Origin of the sequence: Bradyrhizobium sp. UNPA324, assembly GCF_006658635.1 — a bacterium.
Lineage (GTDB): Bacteria > Pseudomonadota > Alphaproteobacteria > Rhizobiales > Xanthobacteraceae > Bradyrhizobium > Bradyrhizobium nanningense.
Map to the genome: position 1 here is coordinate 7,031,084 of NZ_LFJD01000004.1, position 19,212 is coordinate 7,050,295.

General features: G+C 64.7%; 20 protein-coding genes. 9 read left to right on the forward strand and 11 right to left on the reverse strand.

What is annotated here, in order from left to right; translation table 11 throughout:
* Nucleotides 1-11: 11 nt before the first annotated feature.
* From UNPA324_RS33700 to UNPA324_RS33710, 3 genes are all read right to left on the reverse strand, one after another.
* Nucleotides 12-1,229 carry a GGDEF domain-containing protein gene (locus UNPA324_RS33700; protein WP_141938370.1) on the reverse strand — a complete coding sequence of 406 codons (1,218 nt, stop codon included), beginning with the start codon at nt 1,227-1,229 and terminating at the stop codon, nt 12-14.
* Between the two features lie 567 nt (nt 1,230-1,796).
* Nucleotides 1,797-2,408: a LysE family translocator gene (locus UNPA324_RS33705; RefSeq protein WP_141938372.1), complete on the reverse strand. Its 612-nt coding sequence runs from the start codon at nt 2,406-2,408 to the stop codon at nt 1,797-1,799.
* Nucleotides 2,409-2,619: 211 nt separating this feature from the next.
* A complete protein-coding gene (locus tag UNPA324_RS33710; protein ID WP_141938373.1) occupies nt 2,620-2,994 on the reverse strand; it encodes a response regulator in 375 nt (124 codons plus the stop codon).
* Between the two features lie 120 nt (nt 2,995-3,114).
* Between UNPA324_RS33710 and UNPA324_RS33715 the strand changes: the two genes are divergently transcribed.
* Nucleotides 3,115-3,945 carry an SDR family NAD(P)-dependent oxidoreductase gene (locus tag UNPA324_RS33715; protein WP_128920036.1) on the forward strand — a complete coding sequence of 277 codons (831 nt, stop codon included), beginning with the start codon at nt 3,115-3,117 and terminating at the stop codon, nt 3,943-3,945.
* 133 nt (nt 3,946-4,078) lie between these two features.
* Here UNPA324_RS33715 and UNPA324_RS33720 read toward each other — a convergent pair whose 3' ends face one another.
* On the reverse strand, nt 4,079-4,885 hold the full coding sequence (locus UNPA324_RS33720; RefSeq protein WP_141938375.1) for a lytic murein transglycosylase: 807 nt from the start codon (nt 4,883-4,885) through the stop codon (nt 4,079-4,081).
* Nucleotides 4,886-5,101: 216 nt separating this feature from the next.
* On the opposite strand from UNPA324_RS33720, the gene UNPA324_RS33725 reads away from it, so the two are divergent.
* The 3 genes from UNPA324_RS33725 to UNPA324_RS33735 all read left to right on the forward strand — a co-directional run bounded on the left by UNPA324_RS33725 (nt 5,102) and on the right by UNPA324_RS33735 (nt 6,915).
* Nucleotides 5,102-5,629, forward strand: a complete 528-nt coding sequence (locus UNPA324_RS33725) for a hypothetical protein (protein WP_128920038.1) — start codon at nt 5,102-5,104, stop codon at nt 5,627-5,629.
* 235 nt (nt 5,630-5,864) lie between these two features.
* A complete protein-coding gene (locus UNPA324_RS33730) occupies nt 5,865-6,197 on the forward strand; it encodes a hypothetical protein (RefSeq protein ID WP_128920039.1) in 333 nt (110 codons plus the stop codon).
* 481 nt (nt 6,198-6,678) lie between these two features.
* Entirely contained in the window at nt 6,679-6,915 is a 237-nt protein-coding gene (locus UNPA324_RS33735; protein ID WP_128920040.1) for a hypothetical protein, read from the forward strand.
* 170 nt (nt 6,916-7,085) lie between these two features.
* Here the strand turns inward: UNPA324_RS33735 and rpoD are convergent, their stop codons facing one another.
* The gene (gene rpoD / locus UNPA324_RS33740; protein ID WP_128920041.1) at nt 7,086-9,221 is read right to left on the reverse strand and encodes an RNA polymerase sigma factor RpoD; all 2,136 of its coding nucleotides are present in this window, start codon (nt 9,219-9,221) and stop codon (nt 7,086-7,088) included.
* 376 nt (nt 9,222-9,597) lie between these two features.
* Nucleotides 9,598-11,625, reverse strand: coding sequence for a DNA primase (gene dnaG / locus UNPA324_RS33745; RefSeq protein ID WP_128920042.1), 2,028 nt, complete (start codon nt 11,623-11,625; stop codon nt 9,598-9,600).
* Nucleotides 11,626-11,921: 296 nt separating this feature from the next.
* Between dnaG and UNPA324_RS33750 the strand changes: the two genes are divergently transcribed.
* Nucleotides 11,922-12,485, forward strand: coding sequence for a chlorite dismutase family protein (locus tag UNPA324_RS33750; RefSeq protein WP_141938377.1), 564 nt, complete (start codon nt 11,922-11,924; stop codon nt 12,483-12,485).
* A gap of 77 nt (nt 12,486-12,562) precedes the next feature.
* Here UNPA324_RS33750 and UNPA324_RS33755 read toward each other — a convergent pair whose 3' ends face one another.
* Nucleotides 12,563-12,961: a gamma-glutamylcyclotransferase family protein gene (locus UNPA324_RS33755; RefSeq protein WP_141938379.1), complete on the reverse strand. Its 399-nt coding sequence runs from the start codon at nt 12,959-12,961 to the stop codon at nt 12,563-12,565.
* A 75-nt stretch (nt 12,962-13,036) separates the two neighbouring features.
* Here UNPA324_RS33755 and UNPA324_RS33760 point away from each other — a divergent pair, with 75 nt between their 5' ends.
* Nucleotides 13,037-13,843: an N-formylglutamate amidohydrolase gene (locus UNPA324_RS33760; RefSeq protein WP_128920045.1), complete on the forward strand. Its 807-nt coding sequence runs from the start codon at nt 13,037-13,039 to the stop codon at nt 13,841-13,843.
* Here UNPA324_RS33760 and UNPA324_RS33765 read toward each other — a convergent pair.
* The 4 genes from UNPA324_RS33765 to UNPA324_RS33780 form a co-directional block, all read right to left on the reverse strand.
* Complete coding sequence (locus tag UNPA324_RS33765; RefSeq protein ID WP_141938381.1) at nt 13,840-14,823, reverse strand: DUF3592 domain-containing protein; 984 nt, start codon at nt 14,821-14,823, stop codon at nt 13,840-13,842. The two genes, UNPA324_RS33760 and UNPA324_RS33765, sit on opposite strands and share 4 nt — an antisense overlap.
* Nucleotides 14,824-14,906: 83 nt before the next feature.
* Nucleotides 14,907-15,527, reverse strand: a complete 621-nt coding sequence (locus UNPA324_RS33770) for a LysE family translocator (RefSeq protein ID WP_181769618.1) — start codon at nt 15,525-15,527, stop codon at nt 14,907-14,909.
* A gap of 223 nt (nt 15,528-15,750) precedes the next feature.
* The gene (locus UNPA324_RS33775; protein WP_430641930.1) at nt 15,751-16,275 is read right to left on the reverse strand and encodes a hypothetical protein; all 525 of its coding nucleotides are present in this window, start codon (nt 16,273-16,275) and stop codon (nt 15,751-15,753) included.
* Between the two features lie 17 nt (nt 16,276-16,292).
* Nucleotides 16,293-17,738, reverse strand: coding sequence for an LVIVD repeat-containing protein (locus UNPA324_RS33780; RefSeq protein WP_141938383.1), 1,446 nt, complete (start codon nt 17,736-17,738; stop codon nt 16,293-16,295).
* A 116-nt stretch (nt 17,739-17,854) separates the two neighbouring features.
* Between UNPA324_RS33780 and UNPA324_RS33785 the strand changes: the two genes are divergently transcribed.
* From UNPA324_RS33785 to UNPA324_RS33795, 3 genes are read left to right on the forward strand one after another with little or no spacing between them, the layout of a single operon-like run.
* The gene (locus tag UNPA324_RS33785) at nt 17,855-18,169 is read left to right on the forward strand and encodes an ArsR/SmtB family transcription factor (RefSeq protein WP_141939169.1); all 315 of its coding nucleotides are present in this window, start codon (nt 17,855-17,857) and stop codon (nt 18,167-18,169) included.
* Nucleotides 18,162-18,629, forward strand: a complete 468-nt coding sequence (locus UNPA324_RS33790) for an SRPBCC family protein (RefSeq protein WP_141938385.1) — start codon at nt 18,162-18,164, stop codon at nt 18,627-18,629. The genes UNPA324_RS33785 and UNPA324_RS33790 overlap by 8 nt, the downstream gene beginning before the upstream one ends.
* On the forward strand, nt 18,629-19,141 hold the full coding sequence (locus tag UNPA324_RS33795; protein ID WP_141938387.1) for an SRPBCC family protein: 513 nt from the start codon (nt 18,629-18,631) through the stop codon (nt 19,139-19,141). Before UNPA324_RS33790 ends, UNPA324_RS33795 begins: the two co-directional genes overlap by 1 nt.
* The last annotated feature ends 71 nt before the right edge of the window (nt 19,142-19,212 follow it).

Consider the following 19,212-nt stretch of genomic DNA (forward strand, 5'->3'; position numbering starts at 1 on the left):
GTAGCACGGCCTTACGCGAACGTGCGCTGGCTCTGGTCCCGGCCGATCGGCTCAGGCGACAGCGGCGGCACCGGATCGTAGACGGCAAAGTCGTTCTTGCCGTTCTTCTTGGCGGCATAGAGGGCGTGGTCGGCATTGGCCATCAGGCGGTCCGGGAATGCGCCGATGCCGCGATCCCACTGCGCGACGCCGATCGAGATCGCGATCGGGATCTCGCTGCCGGTGCAGGCCTCGGCATCCTGGCGGCAGACCTCGAGCACGCGGCGGGCGATCGCGGCGGCCTCGCGCAAGGACGAGGACGGCAGCACGACGCAGAACTCGTCGCCGCCGGTGCGGGCGAGCATGTCGCCGGGCCGCAGGCGGGTCTGCGCCATCAGGGTGAAGTGCTTCAGGCAGGCATCGCCGGCGGCATGGCCGTGGGTGTCGTTGATGGCCTTGAAGCCGTCGAGATCGATCACCAGCAGCGAGAACGGCGCGCCGCTGCGCTCGGAGCGGGCGCATTCCTCGGTCAGGCGCTGCAACAGATGCCGCCGATTGGCGACGCCGGTGAGATCGTCGAGCAGCGCGAGATCGGCGACCTCGTTGCGCAGCCGCTCGATCGCCATCAGCAGGCAGGCGAAATTCCAGCCCATGGCCAGAAACACCAGGAGCAGGATCATCAGCGACTGCAAGCCGTTGAAGTTGATCGCCGTGATGGCGCCGCCATAGCCGAACAGTGCCGCGCCGGAGCGGACGGCGTGAATGGACAGAAGCAGAAATCCCACGATCGCGGCGAGCCGGGCGCCGGGATTTTCCCGCCCGTTCTGCTGGCCGAGCAGCAGCGGCAGCGTCAGCACGATCGGCGTCGATTGAGCCAGCGAGTAGATCACGACCCGCATCGGCATGTTGTCGGCGACGACCAGAAAGAACGCAAGACCGGCGGTGCAGAACAGCGAATTGGTGATCGCCGCCGCCCAGGATACCGGCCGGTGATAGAACCGCGCCACACCCATGCAGGCGAGCCACGACGAAAAGATCATCACGCCGCCGCCGCCGATCAGCGGAAAGCACGGGTCCATCACGTCGCGCAGCATCGAGATCGCCGCGCCCGATGCGGCCAGCACCGCGGCCGCCGTCCAGTACCGCGCCGCCTCGAATTTGGGATAGGCGCGCGCCACATAGGCCCAGACCAGGCCGAGCGCCAGGAAATTGATGACGATGACGGTCCAGAGTGTCGGCACGCTCAGCATGGCGACTGCGGGACGCGCCTGGTCCCGCCCTCTTCGTTTGGCAAACGTCCGTACATACCCGCCCCCGTGTCTTGCGGAGGACCATGCGCGCGACGCGCTTAATGGAGTCTCACCGCAATCGCGCAAACTCGGGCGTTGGTTTTGGATTGATGAATCCCGCGAACGGATTCCGGCATCGTTAAGCAAACACTTCTGCCAGCGGATCCGCGGCGAAAGCGGATTCGCGCGTCAAAATCACCCAAAAATGCATCTGAGCTGTGGATAACGCGATGACGCCGATGTGACAGTGCGGGGCAGGAAGCTGCGAATCTGCTGAGTTTGTCGTCGAGGATGTTGCGAGGCTGGCCCTCCGCCGAGCATCCCTCGTGTCGCGTTTCACCATTAACCCTTAAGAGGATCCTATGGCTAAGAAAGCGAAGAAGGCGACGAAGAAGAAGGCGAAAAAGGCCAAGAAGGCGAAGAAGAAGTAACGAGGCTTGTTCTTTGCCCGGGTGGAGCCTCGCTCCGCCCGGGCGTCGGGAAGAGGGTTGTGGCGGGCATGAGGCCCGCTTTTTTATTGGCCGGAGACTACCGCTCCGCAAACGCCAGCTTGGCGCCGAGCGCGGCAAAACCTGCCGCAAAACTGCGGCGCAGCCAGGCCATGACGCGGGGGCGGGAGATGACGTGCTCGCGTACCGAGGCCGCACAGAGACCGTAGACGACGAACACCGCGAACGTGATCGCCATGAAGGCACCGCTCAATTCCAGCATGCGCGCCAGCACATGGGCCTCGTCCGCGGCGATGAATTGCGGCAGGAAGGCGAGGAAGAAGATCGACAGCTTTGGATTGAGGATGTTGATCAGAAAGCCTGTGACGATGACGCGGCCGCTGGAACGCTCGCTGATGCCGCCCTCGACCGCCAGCGCCCCGCTCTCGCGCAGCGCCTGCCAGGACATGCAGAGCAGATAAGCGACACCGCCCCATTTCAGCGCGGAGAAGGCGAGCGCGCTGGTGTGCAGCACGGCGGCGAGCCCCAGCATCGCAGCACACATATGCGGCACGATCCCGAGCGTGCAGCCCAAGGCGGCGGCCAGGCTGGCGCGCGAGCCGCGCGTCAGCGCCGCAGCCAGCGTGTAGAGCACGCCGGTGCCGGGCGAGGCGACGACGATGAGCGAGGTGAGCAGGAAGGACCAGGACATGGGCGGACCTTAGCAGCCCGCCCCGCGCTGAGAAAGCCAGGCCTCAAGCCTTCAGTCTCAGACCGTCACTCTGAGGTGCTCGCCTCTTCGGCGAGTCTCGAAGGGCGACGGCCCGGGTGTAGCTGCCGCTCGGCCGTGCATCCTTCGAGGCTTGCGCTACGACGCTATCGCGCCGCAGCGCGCGCACCTCAGGATGACGGATTGAGAATAGTCAGGACAGTTGCGCGAGTTCGGCTTCGCGCAGCACGTCGAGCGGCGCCCAGGGCTTTGCCCAGAACTTGGCGCCCTGGGGCAGCGGCTGCATCAGCGGGCGGCCGGAGGTGACGACGACGTCGAGCCTGGGATTGCGGTCCTTGGCGACATGGGCGAGCTCGACCCCGTTCATGCGGCCGGCGAGTTGCACGTCGGTCAGCATCAGGCAGAGTGCGCCGGCGCTCTTCTCGAGCACGCGCTCGGCGGCCTCGGCGCTCTCGCACTGGATCACCTGGTAGCCGCTCTCTTCGAGCAGGAGACATAGCATCTCGCGCTGCATGACGTCGTCTTCCACGATCAGCGCGGTGGCACGGAATGGTTGCGCTTGTCCCATCGGCGTCTCCAATGCTCGCTTGCCTAACGTAAGTTAAGGAGGAAATTCGCGTGTGGTTCGGTTCCATTCTGAAAAAATGTAAAGCATAGTTCCATCTGTGGAAACTTGACGGGGCACATCATGACAGCGATTCGCGGGGCCGCCGCCATCACGGGAGCCGCCAGCGGCATCGGCCGGGCGCTCGCCATCGAGCTTGCGCGGCGGGGCTGCGATCTGGCGCTCGCCGATCGCGACGAGGCCGGGCTGAAGACGCTGGCTGCGGAGATCGGACCAGACCGCAAGGTCAGCGTCCATCGCGTCGATGTCGCCGAGCCCGCCGACATCGCGCGGTTCGCGGCCGAGGCGACTTCCGCGCATCCGGAGCTCGGCATCGTCGTGAACAATGCCGGCGTGGCGCTGATGGGCTCGTTCGAGGAGATCGACCAGGCGCAGATGGACTGGCTGTTCGACATCAATTTCTGGGGCGTGGTGCACGGCACGCGCGCCTTCCTGCCGCATCTGAAGACGAGGCCTGAGGCGCACATCGTCAACCTCTCCTCGCTCTTCGGCATCATCGCGCCGCCGGGACAGTCGGCCTATGCGGCGGCGAAGTTCGCGGTGCGGGGCTTTTCCGAGAGCGTGCGGCATGAGCTCAGCGTCGCGGGAAGCCCGGTCAGGCTGTCGGTGGTGCATCCCGGCGGTGTCGCCACCGCGATCGCGCGCAACTCCCGTACCGGCGTCGGCGTCACCGACAATGCGCGCCGCGCGCAGTCGATCGAGCGGTTCGAGAACGCAGCGAAGACCACGCCGAAAGACGCCGCGCTGCGCATCATCAAGGGCATCGAAAACAACGAGCCGCGCATCCTGATCGGCAACGACGCCCGCTTCATGGACCTCTTGCAGCGCTTCCGCCCGGGGACGTATTGGGCGCCGTTGCAGCGGCGGCTGGAGAAGATGGCGAAGGGAACGTGAGTGAGGGACGCGACGGCGTCGCCGCGTTCGGTGCTGTCGTAGGGTGGGCAAAGCGAAAGCGTGCCCACCACTTCCGGAACGGTGGGCACGGCGCAAGTGCGCCTTTGCCCACCCTACGAGTTCAGCGCCCGCCTCACTGCCCCGCCAGCCGATCGGCGAAATAGCCGATCGTCTTGCGGTAGATCACCGCCCTGTTCCACTCGCGCATTGCCTCGAAATTGGCGGTGCCTTCGCCGTAGGGCTGGCCCATCTTGAAGCCGCTGGTGTGGAGCAGGTTCGCGGTCGAGGCGAGCACGTCGGGGACGCTGTGGCGGAGGTCGACATGGCCGTCGCCGTCGAAATCTACGCCGTATTTGATGTAGGACGACGGCAGGAACTGGGTCTGGCCGATCTCGCCGGCGAAGGCGCCGATGAGGTCGCGCAGCGGCAGGTCGCCACGCTGCACGATCTTGAGGGCGGCGAGCAGCTCGCCCTGGAACAGATCGGTGCGGCGGCAATCATGCGCCAGCGTCGCCAGCGTACGGATCACCGGCATCTTGCCCATGTCACCTTTGCCGAAATCGCTCTCCAGGCCCCAGATCGCAACCAGGATATACCGGGGCACGCCGAACTGCTGCTCGATGCGCGAAAGCAGCGCGGCGTGGCGCTGCAGAAGCGCGCGGCCGCCATTGATGCGGCCGGACCCGACACGGGTCGAGACGTACTGCTCGAAAGTCTTGTTGAAGGTGTGGCGCTGGCGGCGGTCGAAGGCGAGCACCGCACCGTCGGGGGTGACACCGCTGAGCGCAGCGTTGGTCACGCTCGCCGAGACGCCGGCGCTTTGCGCTTCCTGGGCCATGGTGGCGACGAAGCTGTTGAAGTCGCCGCCGCAGCGCGCGGCCTGCGCCGAGCCGCCGGCCAGACAAAGGACGGACGCGGCGGCGAGAAGCAGTCTCAGCATATGGAGCAATCCCCTGAAAAAACCGGCGCGAAGCCGCGCGCGGATCATGCCCGGGAAAGCAGCGAGGGTCAAAGCGCAAAGCTTGAAGCGCAAAGCTTGGAGGCACGGCTTGAAGGACAAGGCTTGAAGGGCGAGGCTTGATCCGCATCAAACTGTCTCACGCTACCCTTCCTAGATTGCACCGGACAGGAGAGCCACCGCCAGGAGAAGTGTCCCATGACCGGAATTACCTTGACCGCCGAGCAGATCCGCAATGCGCCCGCAGCGGTGCGGCAATGGATCGAGCAGGAGGTGATCAGTTCGCTCGGTCTTGCGCCGCGCGCGCCCGTGACGATCCCGCCCCAGGCGTCCCATCTCGTCGCCTGCAGCGTGGAGGACGTCGCCGGCGTGCTCGAGCACATCAGGGGCGTGCTTCCGGCGGTCAACGTGCTGCTCGAGCTCGGCCGTCCCGGAATCAGCTTCGGCCAGCCCGCGGTGATGACATTCCGCCTGATGGACATCCTGCATCACACCCGCCTGCCCGACATCAATGGGGTCATCACGTGTCTCGAGATGATCAACCAGGCGCTGACGGAGGTGAAAAAGGACCCATCGGTGCGGTTCTGCGGCTTCGACAATGAAGGCCACTGCCTGATCGCGCCGCAGACGCAAGTGAGCATCGCAACGCTCTGGCAGACCATGATGGAGCGCCAGCAGGCGGCGCAGGAGCGCGAGGCTGCCGGCCGGACGGCGCCGGCGGCGTGAGGGCGAATGGTATCGCCGCACTTTCCTCTCGTCATTCCGGGGCGCGCGGCTCGTCCGCCGTAGCTCGCAGAGCGAAGGCGGAAGCGCGAACTATGATGCGCAATTGCGCATCCTAGCTCGCGACTTCGTCGCGCCCCGGAATGACGGATGAGAGAATTGCGGCTATGATATCGTTGCTTGCGCCGCGCCGCCGCGCGATCGGCCACTGTGTTGAGCCCGCATGAAGCAATCAGCCATGTCCAACCGTCAACCAACCCGCTCCCTCCTCCGCATCCCCCTGTTCCGCCTGCTCGCTATCAACCTTGCGATCGGCGCCTGCGCCGCGACGATTCTCGTCGGCGGCCTGCTCTGGCTCAATCCCGGACATCTGCGCGAGCTGATCTTCGCCGATACCTCGCCCGGCATCGCGCTCGCGCTGCTGCTGGCCTCCTTCCTCGTCACCTTCGGCTCGGTCGCGATGGGCAGCGCGATCATGGCGCAGGGGCGCAAGGAGGATAGCGGCAGAGGCGGCGGCCACGGATCGCGGCTCGCCGTGCAGGAGATGGCGCGGCGCACGCGCTCGCAATGAGATACGCACCGCAATGGAACTCGCTTTCGCGCGTTGGATCACATCATCTGCATGCAAGCGGGAGCACGTCGCAGGCCAGCGCACGTTCCGACGACAGCGCGCCCCACACGCGCGCGGCGCGAGGGCGCGAAGATGAACCAAGTGGTTTGACAATCCAAACAATTGCTTCGATGTGCTTCCACATCACACATCGCAGCCGACGCATATCTGATGCGCTCGCTGCGACATCAACGCCGCCACGATTTGCCTTGCCATCGCAGGGCGCCTTCTATAGTCTTCTATTTTAGGTTGTCGCCCCACCAGCCCCGGGCGACGCTAAAGACCAAAAATAAACGGCGGGCTTCGGCCCGCCGTTTATTGAAGCGAGCGGTTGTTGAGACAAGGGTCTCTGATGCAGCGGTCCGCGGCCACGGCTCCGCCCCGGCCCCCGGGGCCACGCAAAGTCATTTGACTATGGCGCATCTATCGACGACAAGCCGCCATGGCCAAGAAACCCGGAACCAATCCCAAAGGCGAATTCGCCTTCTTCAACGTCGTCTATGAAGACGATTCCCAGCGCTCCAACCGCCGCGTGCCCGCTGAACTCCTCGGCGGCCTCGACGGCGACGAACCCGCCCGCGCCTTCATCATGGAGCAGGACCGCGAGATCGCCGAAAAGAGCGGCCGCCCGGCGCTGGAGATCAAGCGGATCGAGCGGGTCGGGGTGAAGAAGAAGTAGGGCGGCAGCCCTATCCACGTCATTGAGAGCGTAGCGAAGCAAATCCAGACTGAGTCCGTTGAAAGATTCTGGATTGCTTCGCTTCGCTCGCAATGACGGAGCGAGAATGAGGGTTAAAGCAAAAACGGCGGGCCTTGGCCCGCCGTTTTGCTTGGAATCGATGTCCGCGCTCAGTTGTCCAAGAAGCTCCGCAGCTTCCTGCTCCTTGACGGATGCTTCAACTTCCTTAGCGCCTTCGCTTCGATCTGGCGAATACGCTCGCGGGTCACCGAGAACTGCTGACCGACTTCTTCCAGCGTGTGGTCGGTGTTCATGCCGATGCCGAAGCGCATGCGCAGGACGCGTTCTTCGCGCGGGGTGAGCGAGGCGAGCACGCGCGTGGTGGTCTCGCGCAGGTTGGACTGGATCGCGGCGTCGATGGGCAGGATCGCGTTCTTGTCCTCGATGAAATCGCCGAGGTGTGAATCCTCTTCGTCACCGACCGGCGTCTCGAGCGACAGCGGCTCCTTGGCGATCTTGAGGACCTTGCGGACCTTCTCCAAGGGCATGCCGAGCTTCTCGGCGAGCTCTTCCGGGGTCGGCTCGCGGCCGATCTCGTTGAGCATCTGGCGCGAGGTGCGCACGATCTTGTTGATCGTCTCGATCATGTGCACGGGGATGCGGATGGTGCGGGCCTGGTCGGCGATCGAGCGGGTGATCGCCTGCCGGATCCACCACGTGGCGTAGGTCGAGAACTTGTAGCCGCGGCGATACTCGAACTTGTCGACTGCCTTCATCAAGCCGATGTTGCCTTCCTGGATCAGGTCGAGGAACTGCAGGCCGCGGTTGGTGTACTTCTTGGCGATCGAGATCACCAGACGGAGGTTGGCTTCCACCATCTCCTTCTTGGCCTGGCGCGCTTCGCGCTCGCCCTTCTGCACGGAGTGCACGATCTTGCGGAACTCGACGATCTCGAGGCCGGTTAGGGCTGCGAGCTGATGCACCTCGTGACGGAGGTCCTTGATGCGGTCTTTCTCGTGGTGGACGAAGTTCTTCCAGCCCTTGGCCGACAGTTTCGAGACGCGGTTGAGCCAGCGCGGATCGAGCTCCGAGCCGGTGTAGTTGCGCAAAAAGTCCTCGCGCGCGACGCCGTGGCTGTCGGCAAGGCGCATCAGGCGGCCCTCATGCGAGACGAGGCGCTTGTTGATGTCGTAGAGCTGCTCGACGAGTGAATCGATACGCGCCTGGTTGAGGCGGAGCGACTTCACCTCGACGATGATCTCGTCCTTCAGCTTCTTGTACTTGCGCTCCTGGTGCGGCGAGAGCGACTCGTTCTGGAGCTGGTTCTGGATGTCCTGCTCCTGAAGCTTGCGCAGCTTCTTGTAGCTGTCGGCGATCTTGTCGAAGATCTCGACCACCTTAGGCTTGAGCTCGGCCTCGATCGCGGCGAGCGACATCTGGTTCTCGAACTCGTCGTCGTCCATGTCGGACTCGGCGGCGGCCTCGCCCGGATCCTTCTCCTCGCCTTCGGCTGCGCCTGGCGCAGCTGCGGCACGGAACGGGGTCGGCGACGGCGGCGCGGCCGGCGGGGCGACATGCGCGGGCGCAGCGGCGGAGGCGGCGTCACCACCCTCGGCCGGGGCTTCGCCGGCCTCGCCGGTGGGGCCGGCGATCATCGCATTGTTCATGCCGCCCTTGGCGTCGGGGCCGGCATAGGTGGCTTCGAGATCGATGATGTCGCGGAGGAAGATCTTGCCTTCGTTGAGCTCGTCGCGCCAGATGATGATGGCCTGGAAGGTCAGCGGGCTTTCGCACAGCCCTGCGATCATCGCCTCGCGGCCGGCCTCGATGCGCTTGGCGATCGCGATTTCGCCTTCGCGGGACAAGAGCTCGACCGTGCCCATCTCGCGCAGATACATGCGCACGGGATCGTCGGTGCGCTCGCCCGGCTCGCTCTTCTTGACCTCGGTGACGGCCTTCTGGGTAACTTCGACGAGCTCGTTATCGGTCTCGTCCTCGCCCTCGTCCTTCTCTTCCTCGCCTTCGCTGTCGTCGGCTTCGGTGACGTTGATGCCCATGTCCGAGAGCATCGACATGATGTCCTCGATCTGTTCGGGCGAGGTCTGGTCCGACGGCAAGACTTCGTTGAGCTGATCGAAGGTCACGAAGCCGCGCTTCTTGGCCTGCTTGATCATCTTCTTCACGGCCGCGTCGGACAGATCGAGCAACGGCGAGGGCGCGTCCTGGGAATCCTTCTCCGGCGCGTCCGCTGCCTTGTCGTCTTTTTCCTTGTCCTTCGCCTGCAGCGTCTTTGCCTTGGTGGCCATCCATTGCTCCTAAACGCGCTTCATGCGAGGCGCTTCGCAGCGCCTGCCTGAATTCACATGAACCTGTTGCTCGACGCTCTCGCTTCGGCAGCTCTCGACACGGAAAGGGCGGCGCACATGTCTCTCGCCACCCCCAACTTTCTCTCGCCGGAATTGCCTAACGCTTCGTCAGCCTCTTTGTCGCAGCGGATGCAGGTGTAGTGCCAACAGCGATTGCGCGGATTCTGTCCTGACGCGTCTGTTCTGCCTGCGGCCGCCTGGTGGCCAAAGTGCTACAAGACCGTTAAGCCTCGATTAACCCTGTTTTTGCCGCCAAACCCAGGATTTGGCGAGTCTTTTAGCGGTTCCGGCCCCGGCCGTCCGCATGATTCTTTCATCACATGCTCTTCTGGAACCGACCAGACAGCTCGCCAAAACCCTCGATCAGGGCTTCGGTGCCGTCGACTTCGCCTATCCGAGCCTTGACGTCACGCAGCCATGCCAGATTGGCCTCGCTGGGGTCCTCCCCCAAGGCCAGCTCGGCGTCCTTCAGCTCTCTAAGTAGTGAATGCCATTGCCGATGCAAGGCAACCAGCTGATGCCAGGTCGCAAGAACATCGTCCCGCGCCGCGCCCTCGCGCGCGCCCCATACCGCGGCGGTGGTGATTCCGTTTTCAACCCTTTGAAGAACTTGCGAAAATCCCCCCTTCGCGAGATCGCCTCGCATCTTCTCGGCCTGCTCCTCGGGGTCAGGCGAGTGGTGATGGTCGTTGGCGAAGGCGGCGATGACGCCCGCCCTGAGCTTGTGGGCCTCGGGATGGGCCAGCTCCAGGGCGGCGACCTCCTCGAGGTGGTCGTGCAGCAGCCAGGGGTGGTTGATCAGGCATTGCAGGATCAGGGCCTCCCGGCGGGAGATGGCGCTGCGCTGACCCTTCATGATCGGACTGGCCGCCAGCTGGGGGCTGGCTGCCTGGTAGGGGCCTGACGGTAGCGGAGTGGGGCCAGGCGGCCCGCGGCGCCCGCCACCGAAGCCTCCACCATATCCTTGGCCGCCGAATCGATTCGCCCCCCCGCCCCTCTGCTGGAAGGGACGGCCGCCACCGCCTTGGCCTTGGCGGAAATTGCCCCGGCCGCCGAAGCCGCCGCGCCCGCCTTCGGGAGCAAAGGTGCGCTGCAGCCGCTCGACGAACTCGTCGCGATAATAGCGCCGCACCACCTCGTCGCGGATGCCGTTGGTGAGCTCCTTGATGCGCGCCTCCAGCGCGGCGCGGCGCTCGGGCGTAGCAAAGTTGCCGCCTTCGAGCTCGCGCGACCAGATCATGTCGGCGAGCGGACGGGCCGCTCCAATCACTTCCTCAATCGCGGCGCGACCACCGGAGCGGGCGAGATCGTCGGGGTCCTGCCCCTCCGGCAGCAGCGCGAAGCGAAGGCTCTTGCCAGGCGCGAGGAAAGGCAGCGCGAGGTCCGCGGCACGATAGGCCGCCTTCTGGCCGGCGCGGTCGCCGTCGAAGCAGAGGATCGGCTCGTCCGCCATCTTCCAGAGCAGCGCGAGCTGGCTCTCGGTCAGCGCGGTGCCGAGCGGCGCGACGCTGCCTGCAAAACCCGCAGTGACCATGGCGATGACGTCGACATAGCCTTCGACCACGATCAGCGATGCGCCATCATGCGTCGCCTTGCGCGCGGTCTGGTGGTTGTAGAGATTGTCGCCCTTGTGGAAGAGCGGCGTCTCCGGCGAATTCAGATATTTGGCCGGAACGTCCTTCTCCAGCGCGCGCCCGCCGAAAGCGATGACGCGGCCGCGTAAGTCGGTGATCGGAAACATTACGCGATCGCGGAAGCGGTCGTAAGGCACGGGAATGTCGTCACCGCCGATCAACAGGCCGGTCTCGACCATGTCGTCGACGGAGATGCCGAGCTTGCCGAGGTGCTCCTTCAGCGCGAAGCGATCGGGCGAGGCATAGCCGAGGCGGAACTGCAATTGCGTCGCCGGCGAGATCGCGCGGTCGGCGAGATAGCCGCGAGCCTTGGCACCGACGCGCGAGGCCAGCGTCTCCGCGAAATAGGTCGCGGCGAGGTCCATGACGTCATGCAGCGTGCGGCGCCGCTGCTCGTGCCGGGCCGCATCCGGCGTCACCGCCGGCAGCGCCAGCCCCGCCATGCCCGCGAGCCGCTCCACGGCCTCCGCGAACGGCAGGCCGTCGGTCTCCATCACGAAGCTGATGATGTCGCCGTGCTTGCCGGAGGAGAAGTCGTGGTAAAAACCCTTCTGGTCGTTGACGTAGAAGGACGGCGTCTTCTCCTGCTGGAACGGCGACAGCCCCTTCCACTCCCGCCCCGCCTTCTTCAGCTTGACGCGCTTACCCACGACTTCGGAGACCGAAAGCCGGGCACGAAGCTCGTCGAGAAACTGGGGCGTGAAGCGCATGGGGTGAGTTTAGCCGAGCGTTCGAGTCGGGCGAAGGATCAGGGATATAGGGACAACGGGCCTAAAAGTCAGGTTTGTGAGGATTATGCGCGCTGTTCACAGGCCCTCGATCCGTCACCCTGAGGTGCTCGCCTCTTCGGCGAGCCTCGAAGGGCGGCGGCCCGGCGGCATCCGGGCCGATTCATCCTTCGAGGCTCCCACTGCTTCGCAGTGTGAGCGCCTCAGGATTGACGGGACGGGTGGTCCCCAGATGACGAGCCACTTGAACCGCGCCCGGTTCCACGCTTCCATAGGCCATGTTCAGGACGTTTCGAGGCGGCCAGAGCGGGGGCTGGCGGGTGACCTCGATTGTAGCAGTGACGGGCGAGCCCCTGCCCTTCGTCCCTGCGCTGTCGGTGACCGACAGCGAGGCCGTGTCGTTGCCGCTGGTGCCCTCGCGCAATGCCTGGCGGCTGGTCGGCGTTGCCAGCAGCTTGCGCTACACCGAGCGGGCCGAGAAGCAACAGCTTGTCGCCGTGCAGGCCGGGCTCGGCCGTCCCGAGGCGACCTCCGCGGCGCTGATCCCGATCCGCAAGTCGCAGGCCTGGTGGGAGCTGACGCAGGAAGAGCGGCGCAAGATTTTCGAGGACAGATCGCACCATATCGCGAGCAGTCTTCGCTTCCTGCCCGCGATCGCGCGCCAGCTCTATCATTGCCGCGACCTCGGCGAGCCCTTCGATTTCCTCACCTGGTTCGAATTCGCCCCCGCGCATGCCTCGCTGTTCGAGGAGCTGGTTGCGATGCTCAGGCGGACCGAGGAGTGGAGCTACGTCGAACGCGAGGTCGACATGCGCGTGGTGAAGGAAGTGCTGTCGGCTTAGAGCATGATCCGGACGCGGAGGGCCGCGTTAGCGCAAAGTGCGAAGCGGTTTTCCGAGAATATCAGGCTCGAAAATAACTAGTGCTCGAGAAAGCGCCCGGACTCGATGCGCGGCAGATCGGTGACGGCCCAGTTATAGACGTAGGTCCAGGCCTTCTCCGTGGTGCCGTCGGGCAATGTCACCTCGACCAGCCGGCGCAGATATTCGGTCGGCTCGGGAAAGCCTTCGCCGCACGCTTCGTACATGTCGAGCTCGCGCAGCAGCTCGTCAGGCACGCGCATCCGAAAGAGTTCGCCATGGACGAGATCGGAGGCCGCCTCCGACAGCAGCAATCCCGGATAATGCTTCACCAGAACGAGCCGGCCACGGCAGGTCGCTTCACCCAGAAAATCCGCGTGTCCCGCCAGCAGCCGCGCCATCGGATGGTCGAAGCCGCGCATCAGGGTGCCGTAGACGAAGAGGCGATCGGAGGTCATGCTGTTCTAACGTTGCGACGTCGTTGCAATATCGTTACTCCGTTTAGACACGTAATCGTTTCATAGGCAATCAGGATGGACCTGCATACGGCCGAGGCGACCGATCAACTGCTCGGCGAGGACGACATTCCGCCAGTGCATGAGGTGAATGCGGTGGGAACATCGCCGTTTCTGCTCACCTCGGATCATTACGGGCGGGTGCTGCCGCGCGCGCTCGGCGACCTCGGCGTCGCCGAGGCGGAGCTGACGCGGCACATCGCCTGGGACATCGGCATTGCCGGCGTCGCCGAGCGGCTCGCCGAGATGCTGGACGCGCATCTGATCGCGCAGCGCTATTCGCGGCTCGTGATCGACTGCAACCGCCCCGCCGGCGCCGTGAGCTCGATCCCCGTGATCTCAGAGGCCACCGCGATCCCGCGCAACGAGGGCATCTCGGACGAGGAGCGCGCGGCGCGGCGGCGCGAGATTTTCGAGCCCTATCATCACCGCATCGAAGCCGCGATCAACCGCCGCCTGCACGACGAGCGGCCGACCGTGCTGGTGTCGCTGCACAGTTTTACCCCTGTTTATGCCGGCGTCGCGCGGCCCTGGCACATCGGCGCCCTGTATAACCGCGACACCGTGCTACCGCAGCTGCTGCTCAAACACTTACGTGCCGAAAGCGATCTCGTCGTCGGCGACAACGAGCCCTATGCGGTGAACGATCACACCGACTACACCATTCCCGTCCACGGCGAAGGCCGTGGCCTCGTCAACACGGGCATCGAGATCCGCCAGGATCTCATTGCCGATCAATCCGGCCAACAGCAATGGGCCGAGCGGCTGGCGCGGATTTTTGCCGAGATCGAGGTCGAATTGAGAGCAGCGTCGCTGGTCGATTAGCCGCCTCGCGTCGCTACGAATAGCGCGAGCGCGGCAAAGACGGCGGCGATGCCCCACAACACCCAGGCGACACGGCCATCGCCGCGCGCGTCGAGCGTTGCTTCGGCCGGGTTGTCGGGATTGACGCTGACGCGGACGTTCGCGCCGTCCTTGTAGCGCGACAGGAGCTTGTCCAGCATCTTGTCGCGATCCGACGTCAATGCGGTCGCAACGCGCGCGCATTCGTTGGTGTAGCTGACGTTCTGATAGCTGTAACTGTAAGTCACCCGCTTGCCGAACATCTCGTGGCCGCGACTTTCGCCGGGTTCGCTCGCCTCGTAATATTGCTCCATCGCCGACACTTTAATCGTGCCCGGCACTACCGGCCAGCGCTTGGCCAGCGAGGCCTGCCGCCGCACGGCAAGTCCCATCAGCGCGATAGCGAGCCCAAACGCTCCGAAGCCGACGACGAGGCCTGCAAGATCCGGCCGCCCGATATGGTGAGCGAGGAAGTCGTAGCTCTGCTTGAAACCGAACGCAGAGCCGAACACGATGACCAGCACGATCGCCGTGCCGGTACCGAGGCAGCCCCACAGGCCCTTGGGCAGATCGCGCTCGAGCACGGCCTGATCGGGATGGCGGGGATTGTAGTAGACGGTGACGATGCTGCCGGCGGGATATTTCGCCAGCTTCTCGGCGACCTGGAAATTACCGAGGTCCTCGCCGATCGAAATGCGGTTGCAGCGCAGCTTGCGGCCGCCGACCGCATACTCATACGTCACATTTGCAAAATTGCGTTTCTCGAGGCGATAGCCTTCCTCGCGGTCGTCGTCGGAGACCCTGACCTCGCGCACCTCCGCAACCGAGGTGACGACCTTGCCCGGCGCCTGCGGCCAGCTTCGCGCCTCGCGGGCCTGCCAGGTCTTGACGATGGCTGCGACCAGGAGAAGTCCAAGTGGCGCGAGCAGCATCGCATAGACGGACCAGGGCAAATCGGGCACGGCAAAAATCCTTCGTCAGCGGCAATGCCCGATTGGACGCATCGCCGCGGCGAGGGGTTCAACCCAAACCGGCCCGGAAGCGGTTATTTCGCCCGCGTCAGCGCCAGCCAGATGCCGCCGCCGATCATGAAGCCGCCGGAGATCCGCGACATCATCCGCGTGCGGCGCGCCGAGAAGAACTTTCGCGCGCGGCCGGCGGCGATGGCGTAGAGCGCATCCGTCATCACGGCGGTGACCATGAAGGTGGCGCCCAGCAGCGCGACTTGCGGAACGTGCGGCTGGTTCATGTCCATGAACTGCGGGATGAAGGCGCCGAAGAACACCAGCACCTTCGGGTTCGACAGCAGCACCAGAAAACCTTGCAGGAAGAAGCCGCCGCGCGGCGGCACCGGCGGCTCGTCGACATTGACGCCTTCGACCGGCGCCCAGATCAGCCTGATGCCGAGCCAGACCAGATAGGCGGCGCCGGCAAAGCGCACCCAGTCGAACCAGTAGCCCATGGTCGCCATCAGCGAGGTCAGGCCGACCGCGACGATGCCGATGACGATGGCAAGGCCGGCTTGCGCACCGGCAACGTTGGTCAGCGCGGCACGCGTGCCGTGGCGCAGGCCGTTGGCGATGACGAGGGTGACGATCGGCCCCGGCAGCAGCGCCAGCGCAATGCAGGCGGCGACGAAGGCGAAATAGGCTTGCATGGACATCATGGGAGGACTCGGCTGAGAGCGGTTTGGGATATTAATGCATGGCGGAGGCGGGAACGGAAGCCGGATGAGCGCAATCTCTCTGTCTCACCACCGGTGTCATACCCGCGAAGGCGGGTATCCAGTACGCCGCGGCCTTTCCGTATTCCCGAGTCCGCCGCGGAGGACTGGATCACCCGCTTTCGCGGGCGATGACAGCGGAGACGTAGGGAGATCGTGCGTCCCCTCACCTTCCATCCAATGCCGCCGTCGCCCATGTCCTCATCTCCGGCGTTTCCAGAAACAGCAGCGCCTCGCGTTGCACGGTGTTCGCATCGCCCGCGCCTTGGGCTACCGCGACGAGCAGGTCGCAGCGACGCGACAGCGCGATCCCGGCGGCGGCGTGGCGGGTGCCATCAGGCATGACGAGGCCATAATGCCTGATGCGGCCCTGCATGGCGCTCACCCTCACAATCGCGCCGGCTGCCACCGCCGCAAAGCGCGGGCTGATAAGGTCGATGTCGGCGACACGATCGACCTCGTCGTCATCGGCGACGCCCGTGTCGCAGTTGCAGAAGCCGCGCTTGGCGCGGACGTAGAGCTCGGCACCCACGCAGACGCCGTCGCAGCGGAATGCCCGGCCCCCGGGCCATCCGTCTCGGGGAAACGGCCACGCGATCTCGCGCCAATGCGCCGATTCCTGCGCTGGCGGTGCAAGTTGATAGGCGCCGACGGCGGACGCACCGAACGCAATGGCCAGGCCTGCGATCATCGCCACGCGCCGCATCGTCAGCCCTTCGGCAGGCCGGCAACTGCGCGCGCGGGTCCCGTCAGCTCGAGGATGTGCAGGCCGGTATTGGCGCGGTCGACGATATAGATGTAGCCACGGTCGTCGGTCTCGACATTGTTGGTCTGGATCGCCACCTTGCAGCGTTCGCCGCCTTCGATGGGAATGCAGCGCTTGTCGGTCGCACTGGTGATCGACGGAATGAAGTAGCCGACTTCCTTCGGATGATAGGGATCGCGGATGTCGAGCGCGCGCACGCCGGCATTGAAGAAGGCGATGAAGGCCATCTTCTTGTAATAGACCGGCGCCATGCTCTCGTTGGAGGAATGCGAGCCGAACCGGCCGCCGCGCTGGCAGAACTGCCCGCTCGCCTCCGGCACGGTGTAGCTCGAGATCATCGTCGGCCGCGTCTCGGTGGTGACGTCGGCGAACCACACCATCTGCCGCGCCTCGCCGCATTCGTTGAGGATCGCCTCGTCCACGATCATGACGATGTCGCGGGTCTTGCCGTCCTTGTCCTCGGCGAATTCGGCGATGGGCATGTCGAGCATCGGGAACGTGGTGTGCGCGCCATTGAAGGCGGACATCGGCAGACGCGAAATCTCGGGATAGCGCAGATTGTCCGGCGTCGGCTCCTTCGCCCCGTTCAGGAGCTTGTCGCGGTCGACGATCTGCAAAATGCCGCCCTTGTTGGTGCCGTAACCGAAATAGACGCGGTTGCCATCGGGCCCGGTCGAGATCGGCCCGTGCAACTCGGTCGGCACCGCGCCGGTCGAACCGGGCTCCTGGCCCGGCAGACCAAAGTCGCGGATCTTCTGCGGATGCGCGGGATCGGAGAGATCATAGATCTGCGTCATGCGTCGCGTGCGCCAGTCCGGCGCGCCCGAAACGAGATAGGCAATGCCGGTGTCGCATTCCCACCAGCTCTTGTGCGTGTCCTTCAACCCGCCAATGCGCGCGATGAGCACCGGACTGGCGGGGTCGGTGACGTTCCAGATCTCATGCGCCTCGCTGCCGAAGGTCCTGAGCATGTAGACCGCGTTGGGATCGCCCTTCGATAGCCCCTTGCCGTCGCAGATCCGCACCATCTGCGCGCCGCCGGATTCATACTTGCCCTCCTGCCCCGGCAGATGCCGCAGATATTTCGGGCGCGCGGGATCGGTGACGTCGACGATCGAGGTTCCGTTCGGCTCGGCCTTGCCCGTCATCGGGTTGACGGGAGCGGGCACGTCGTCGGTGCCGCCGTGATGGCCGATATAGGCGATCCAGCGATCGCCCTGGTGATGGATGGTCGGCTGATAGGCGCTGCGGGCCTGGAGGTCGCTGGTGCCGACGAGCTTCATGTTGGACGCTTCAGGCGGCGCGCCGACGGTTTGCTTCTGAGCCTCGGCCGCGGTGCTGCAAGCGAAAAGGACAAGGGCGGCAGCAAGTGAAACGCGACGGAACATGAAAGTTCTCCCGGAACCAATCTGCGTTGGCTGAGATGAAAGGCTAGCACGGCCGCTCGCGCGCGCCAAAGGCACCATCTTGACATGCAACCATTTGGTTGCCTATTATCGTTGCCATGGATGAGGTCTTCAAAGCGCTCGCCGATGCATCACGACGCTCGCTCTTGGACCGGCTTCACGCCAGGAACGGGCAGACGCTCAACGAACTCTGCGAGGGCCTTGCGATGACGCGCCAGGCCGTGACCAAGCACCTTGCTGTTCTGGAGGAGGCCAACCTCGTCACGACCATCAGGCATGGCCGGGAAAAGCTGCACTACCTCAACCCGGTGCCGATCCATCAGATCGGCGAACGCTGGATCAAGAAATTCGAGCGCGGCAAGCTCGCCGCGCTCGACGAGCTGAAACGCCAGTTGGAGAAGCGCGATGAGTAAGCCGGAATTCGTCTACGTGACCTATATCGAGACCACGCCGGAAAAGCTGTGGGAGGCGCTGACGTCAAGCGCGTTCACGCGCCAATACTGGTTCGACACCGAAGTCAGATCCGACTGGAAGGTCGGCTCGCCCTTTGCCCTCGTGATGGGCGGCAAGGTCACGGACACCGGCGAGATCCTCGAGGCCGATCGGCCGCGGCGGCTTTCCTACACGTTCAAGCACGAATTGATGGAGGAGATGCGGAACGAGGCGGCGACCAAAGTCGTCTTCACTTTGGCGCCCTACGGCAATCTCGTGAAGCTGACGGTGACGCACGAAGGCTTCACCACGGGCAGCAAGCTGCTCGACGGCATCTCCAAGGGCTGGCCCGCCATTCTCTCCGGGCTCAAGAGCCTGCTGGAAACCGGCAAGGCGCCGAAGATCCCGCCCGCCGCGCTCGGCATCGAAGGATTTGCGTGATGAAGTTCGATCAATTCAAGCCGCTGAGCCTCTACACCATCTACATCGCCTCCACGCCGGAGAAAGTGTGGGAGGCGCTGACCTCGGCCGAGTTCAGCCGAAAGTATTTCTCCGGCTTTGCGGTGGAGATGGAGCCGAGGCTCGGCGGCACTTTCATCGTGCGCGCACCCGACGGCTCCGAGCATATCTCCGGCGAAGTGTTCGAATACGATCCGCCGAGGAAGCTCACGGTGAGCTGGAACGTCAATTGGCCGGGCCTCGTCGCAAAGCTCGGTACCACGCTCGTCACCTACGAGATCGAGCCAGCCGGCGAAGCCGTCCGCCTCACCATGAGCGAACGCCACGACCGCGAGCTCAGCGACGACATCCTTTCCGGCGGCCGCACCGGCTGGCCCGCGATCCTCTCTGGATTGAAGAGCCTGCTGGAGACAGGCAAGGCGCCCCAAATCAAGATGTCTCCGCCGGTGAAGATGCTGGAAGCATTGAAGGCGATGGGGATCAAGACGCCGTAGACGCTACAAAGCCAGCTGTCGTCCCGGACAAGCGCAGCGAAGCGAAGCGCCGATCCGGGACCCATAACCAC

Excerpts from the sequence above, each read along its gene's own strand:
- UNPA324_RS33700 (WP_141938370.1), bottom strand. The coding sequence starts at position 1,229 with ATGCTGAGCGTGCCGACACTCTGGACCGTCATCGTCATCAATTTCCTG.
- UNPA324_RS33705 (WP_141938372.1), bottom strand. The coding sequence starts at position 2,408 with ATGTCCTGGTCCTTCCTGCTCACCTCGCTCATCGTCGTCGCCTCGCCC.
- UNPA324_RS33710 (WP_141938373.1), bottom strand. The coding sequence starts at position 2,994 with ATGGGACAAGCGCAACCATTCCGTGCCACCGCGCTGATCGTGGAAGAC.
- UNPA324_RS33715 (WP_128920036.1), top strand. The coding sequence starts at position 3,115 with ATGACAGCGATTCGCGGGGCCGCCGCCATCACGGGAGCCGCCAGCGGC.
- UNPA324_RS33720 (WP_141938375.1), bottom strand. The coding sequence starts at position 4,885 with ATGCTGAGACTGCTTCTCGCCGCCGCGTCCGTCCTTTGTCTGGCCGGC.
- UNPA324_RS33725 (WP_128920038.1), top strand. The coding sequence starts at position 5,102 with ATGACCGGAATTACCTTGACCGCCGAGCAGATCCGCAATGCGCCCGCA.
- UNPA324_RS33730 (WP_128920039.1), top strand. The coding sequence starts at position 5,865 with ATGTCCAACCGTCAACCAACCCGCTCCCTCCTCCGCATCCCCCTGTTC.
- UNPA324_RS33735 (WP_128920040.1), top strand. The coding sequence starts at position 6,679 with ATGGCCAAGAAACCCGGAACCAATCCCAAAGGCGAATTCGCCTTCTTC.
- rpoD (WP_128920041.1), bottom strand. The coding sequence starts at position 9,221 with ATGGCCACCAAGGCAAAGACGCTGCAGGCGAAGGACAAGGAAAAAGAC.
- dnaG (WP_128920042.1), bottom strand. The coding sequence starts at position 11,625 with ATGCGCTTCACGCCCCAGTTTCTCGACGAGCTTCGTGCCCGGCTTTCG.
- UNPA324_RS33750 (WP_141938377.1), top strand. The coding sequence starts at position 11,922 with ATGTTCAGGACGTTTCGAGGCGGCCAGAGCGGGGGCTGGCGGGTGACC.
- UNPA324_RS33755 (WP_141938379.1), bottom strand. The coding sequence starts at position 12,961 with ATGACCTCCGATCGCCTCTTCGTCTACGGCACCCTGATGCGCGGCTTC.
- UNPA324_RS33760 (WP_128920045.1), top strand. The coding sequence starts at position 13,037 with ATGGACCTGCATACGGCCGAGGCGACCGATCAACTGCTCGGCGAGGAC.
- UNPA324_RS33770 (WP_181769618.1), bottom strand. The coding sequence starts at position 15,527 with ATGATGTCCATGCAAGCCTATTTCGCCTTCGTCGCCGCCTGCATTGCG.
- UNPA324_RS33775 (WP_430641930.1), bottom strand. The coding sequence starts at position 16,275 with ATGATCGCAGGCCTGGCCATTGCGTTCGGTGCGTCCGCCGTCGGCGCC.
- UNPA324_RS33780 (WP_141938383.1), bottom strand. The coding sequence starts at position 17,738 with ATGTTCCGTCGCGTTTCACTTGCTGCCGCCCTTGTCCTTTTCGCTTGC.
- UNPA324_RS33785 (WP_141939169.1), top strand. The coding sequence starts at position 17,855 with ATGGATGAGGTCTTCAAAGCGCTCGCCGATGCATCACGACGCTCGCTC.
- UNPA324_RS33790 (WP_141938385.1), top strand. The coding sequence starts at position 18,162 with ATGAGTAAGCCGGAATTCGTCTACGTGACCTATATCGAGACCACGCCG.
- UNPA324_RS33795 (WP_141938387.1), top strand. The coding sequence starts at position 18,629 with ATGAAGTTCGATCAATTCAAGCCGCTGAGCCTCTACACCATCTACATC.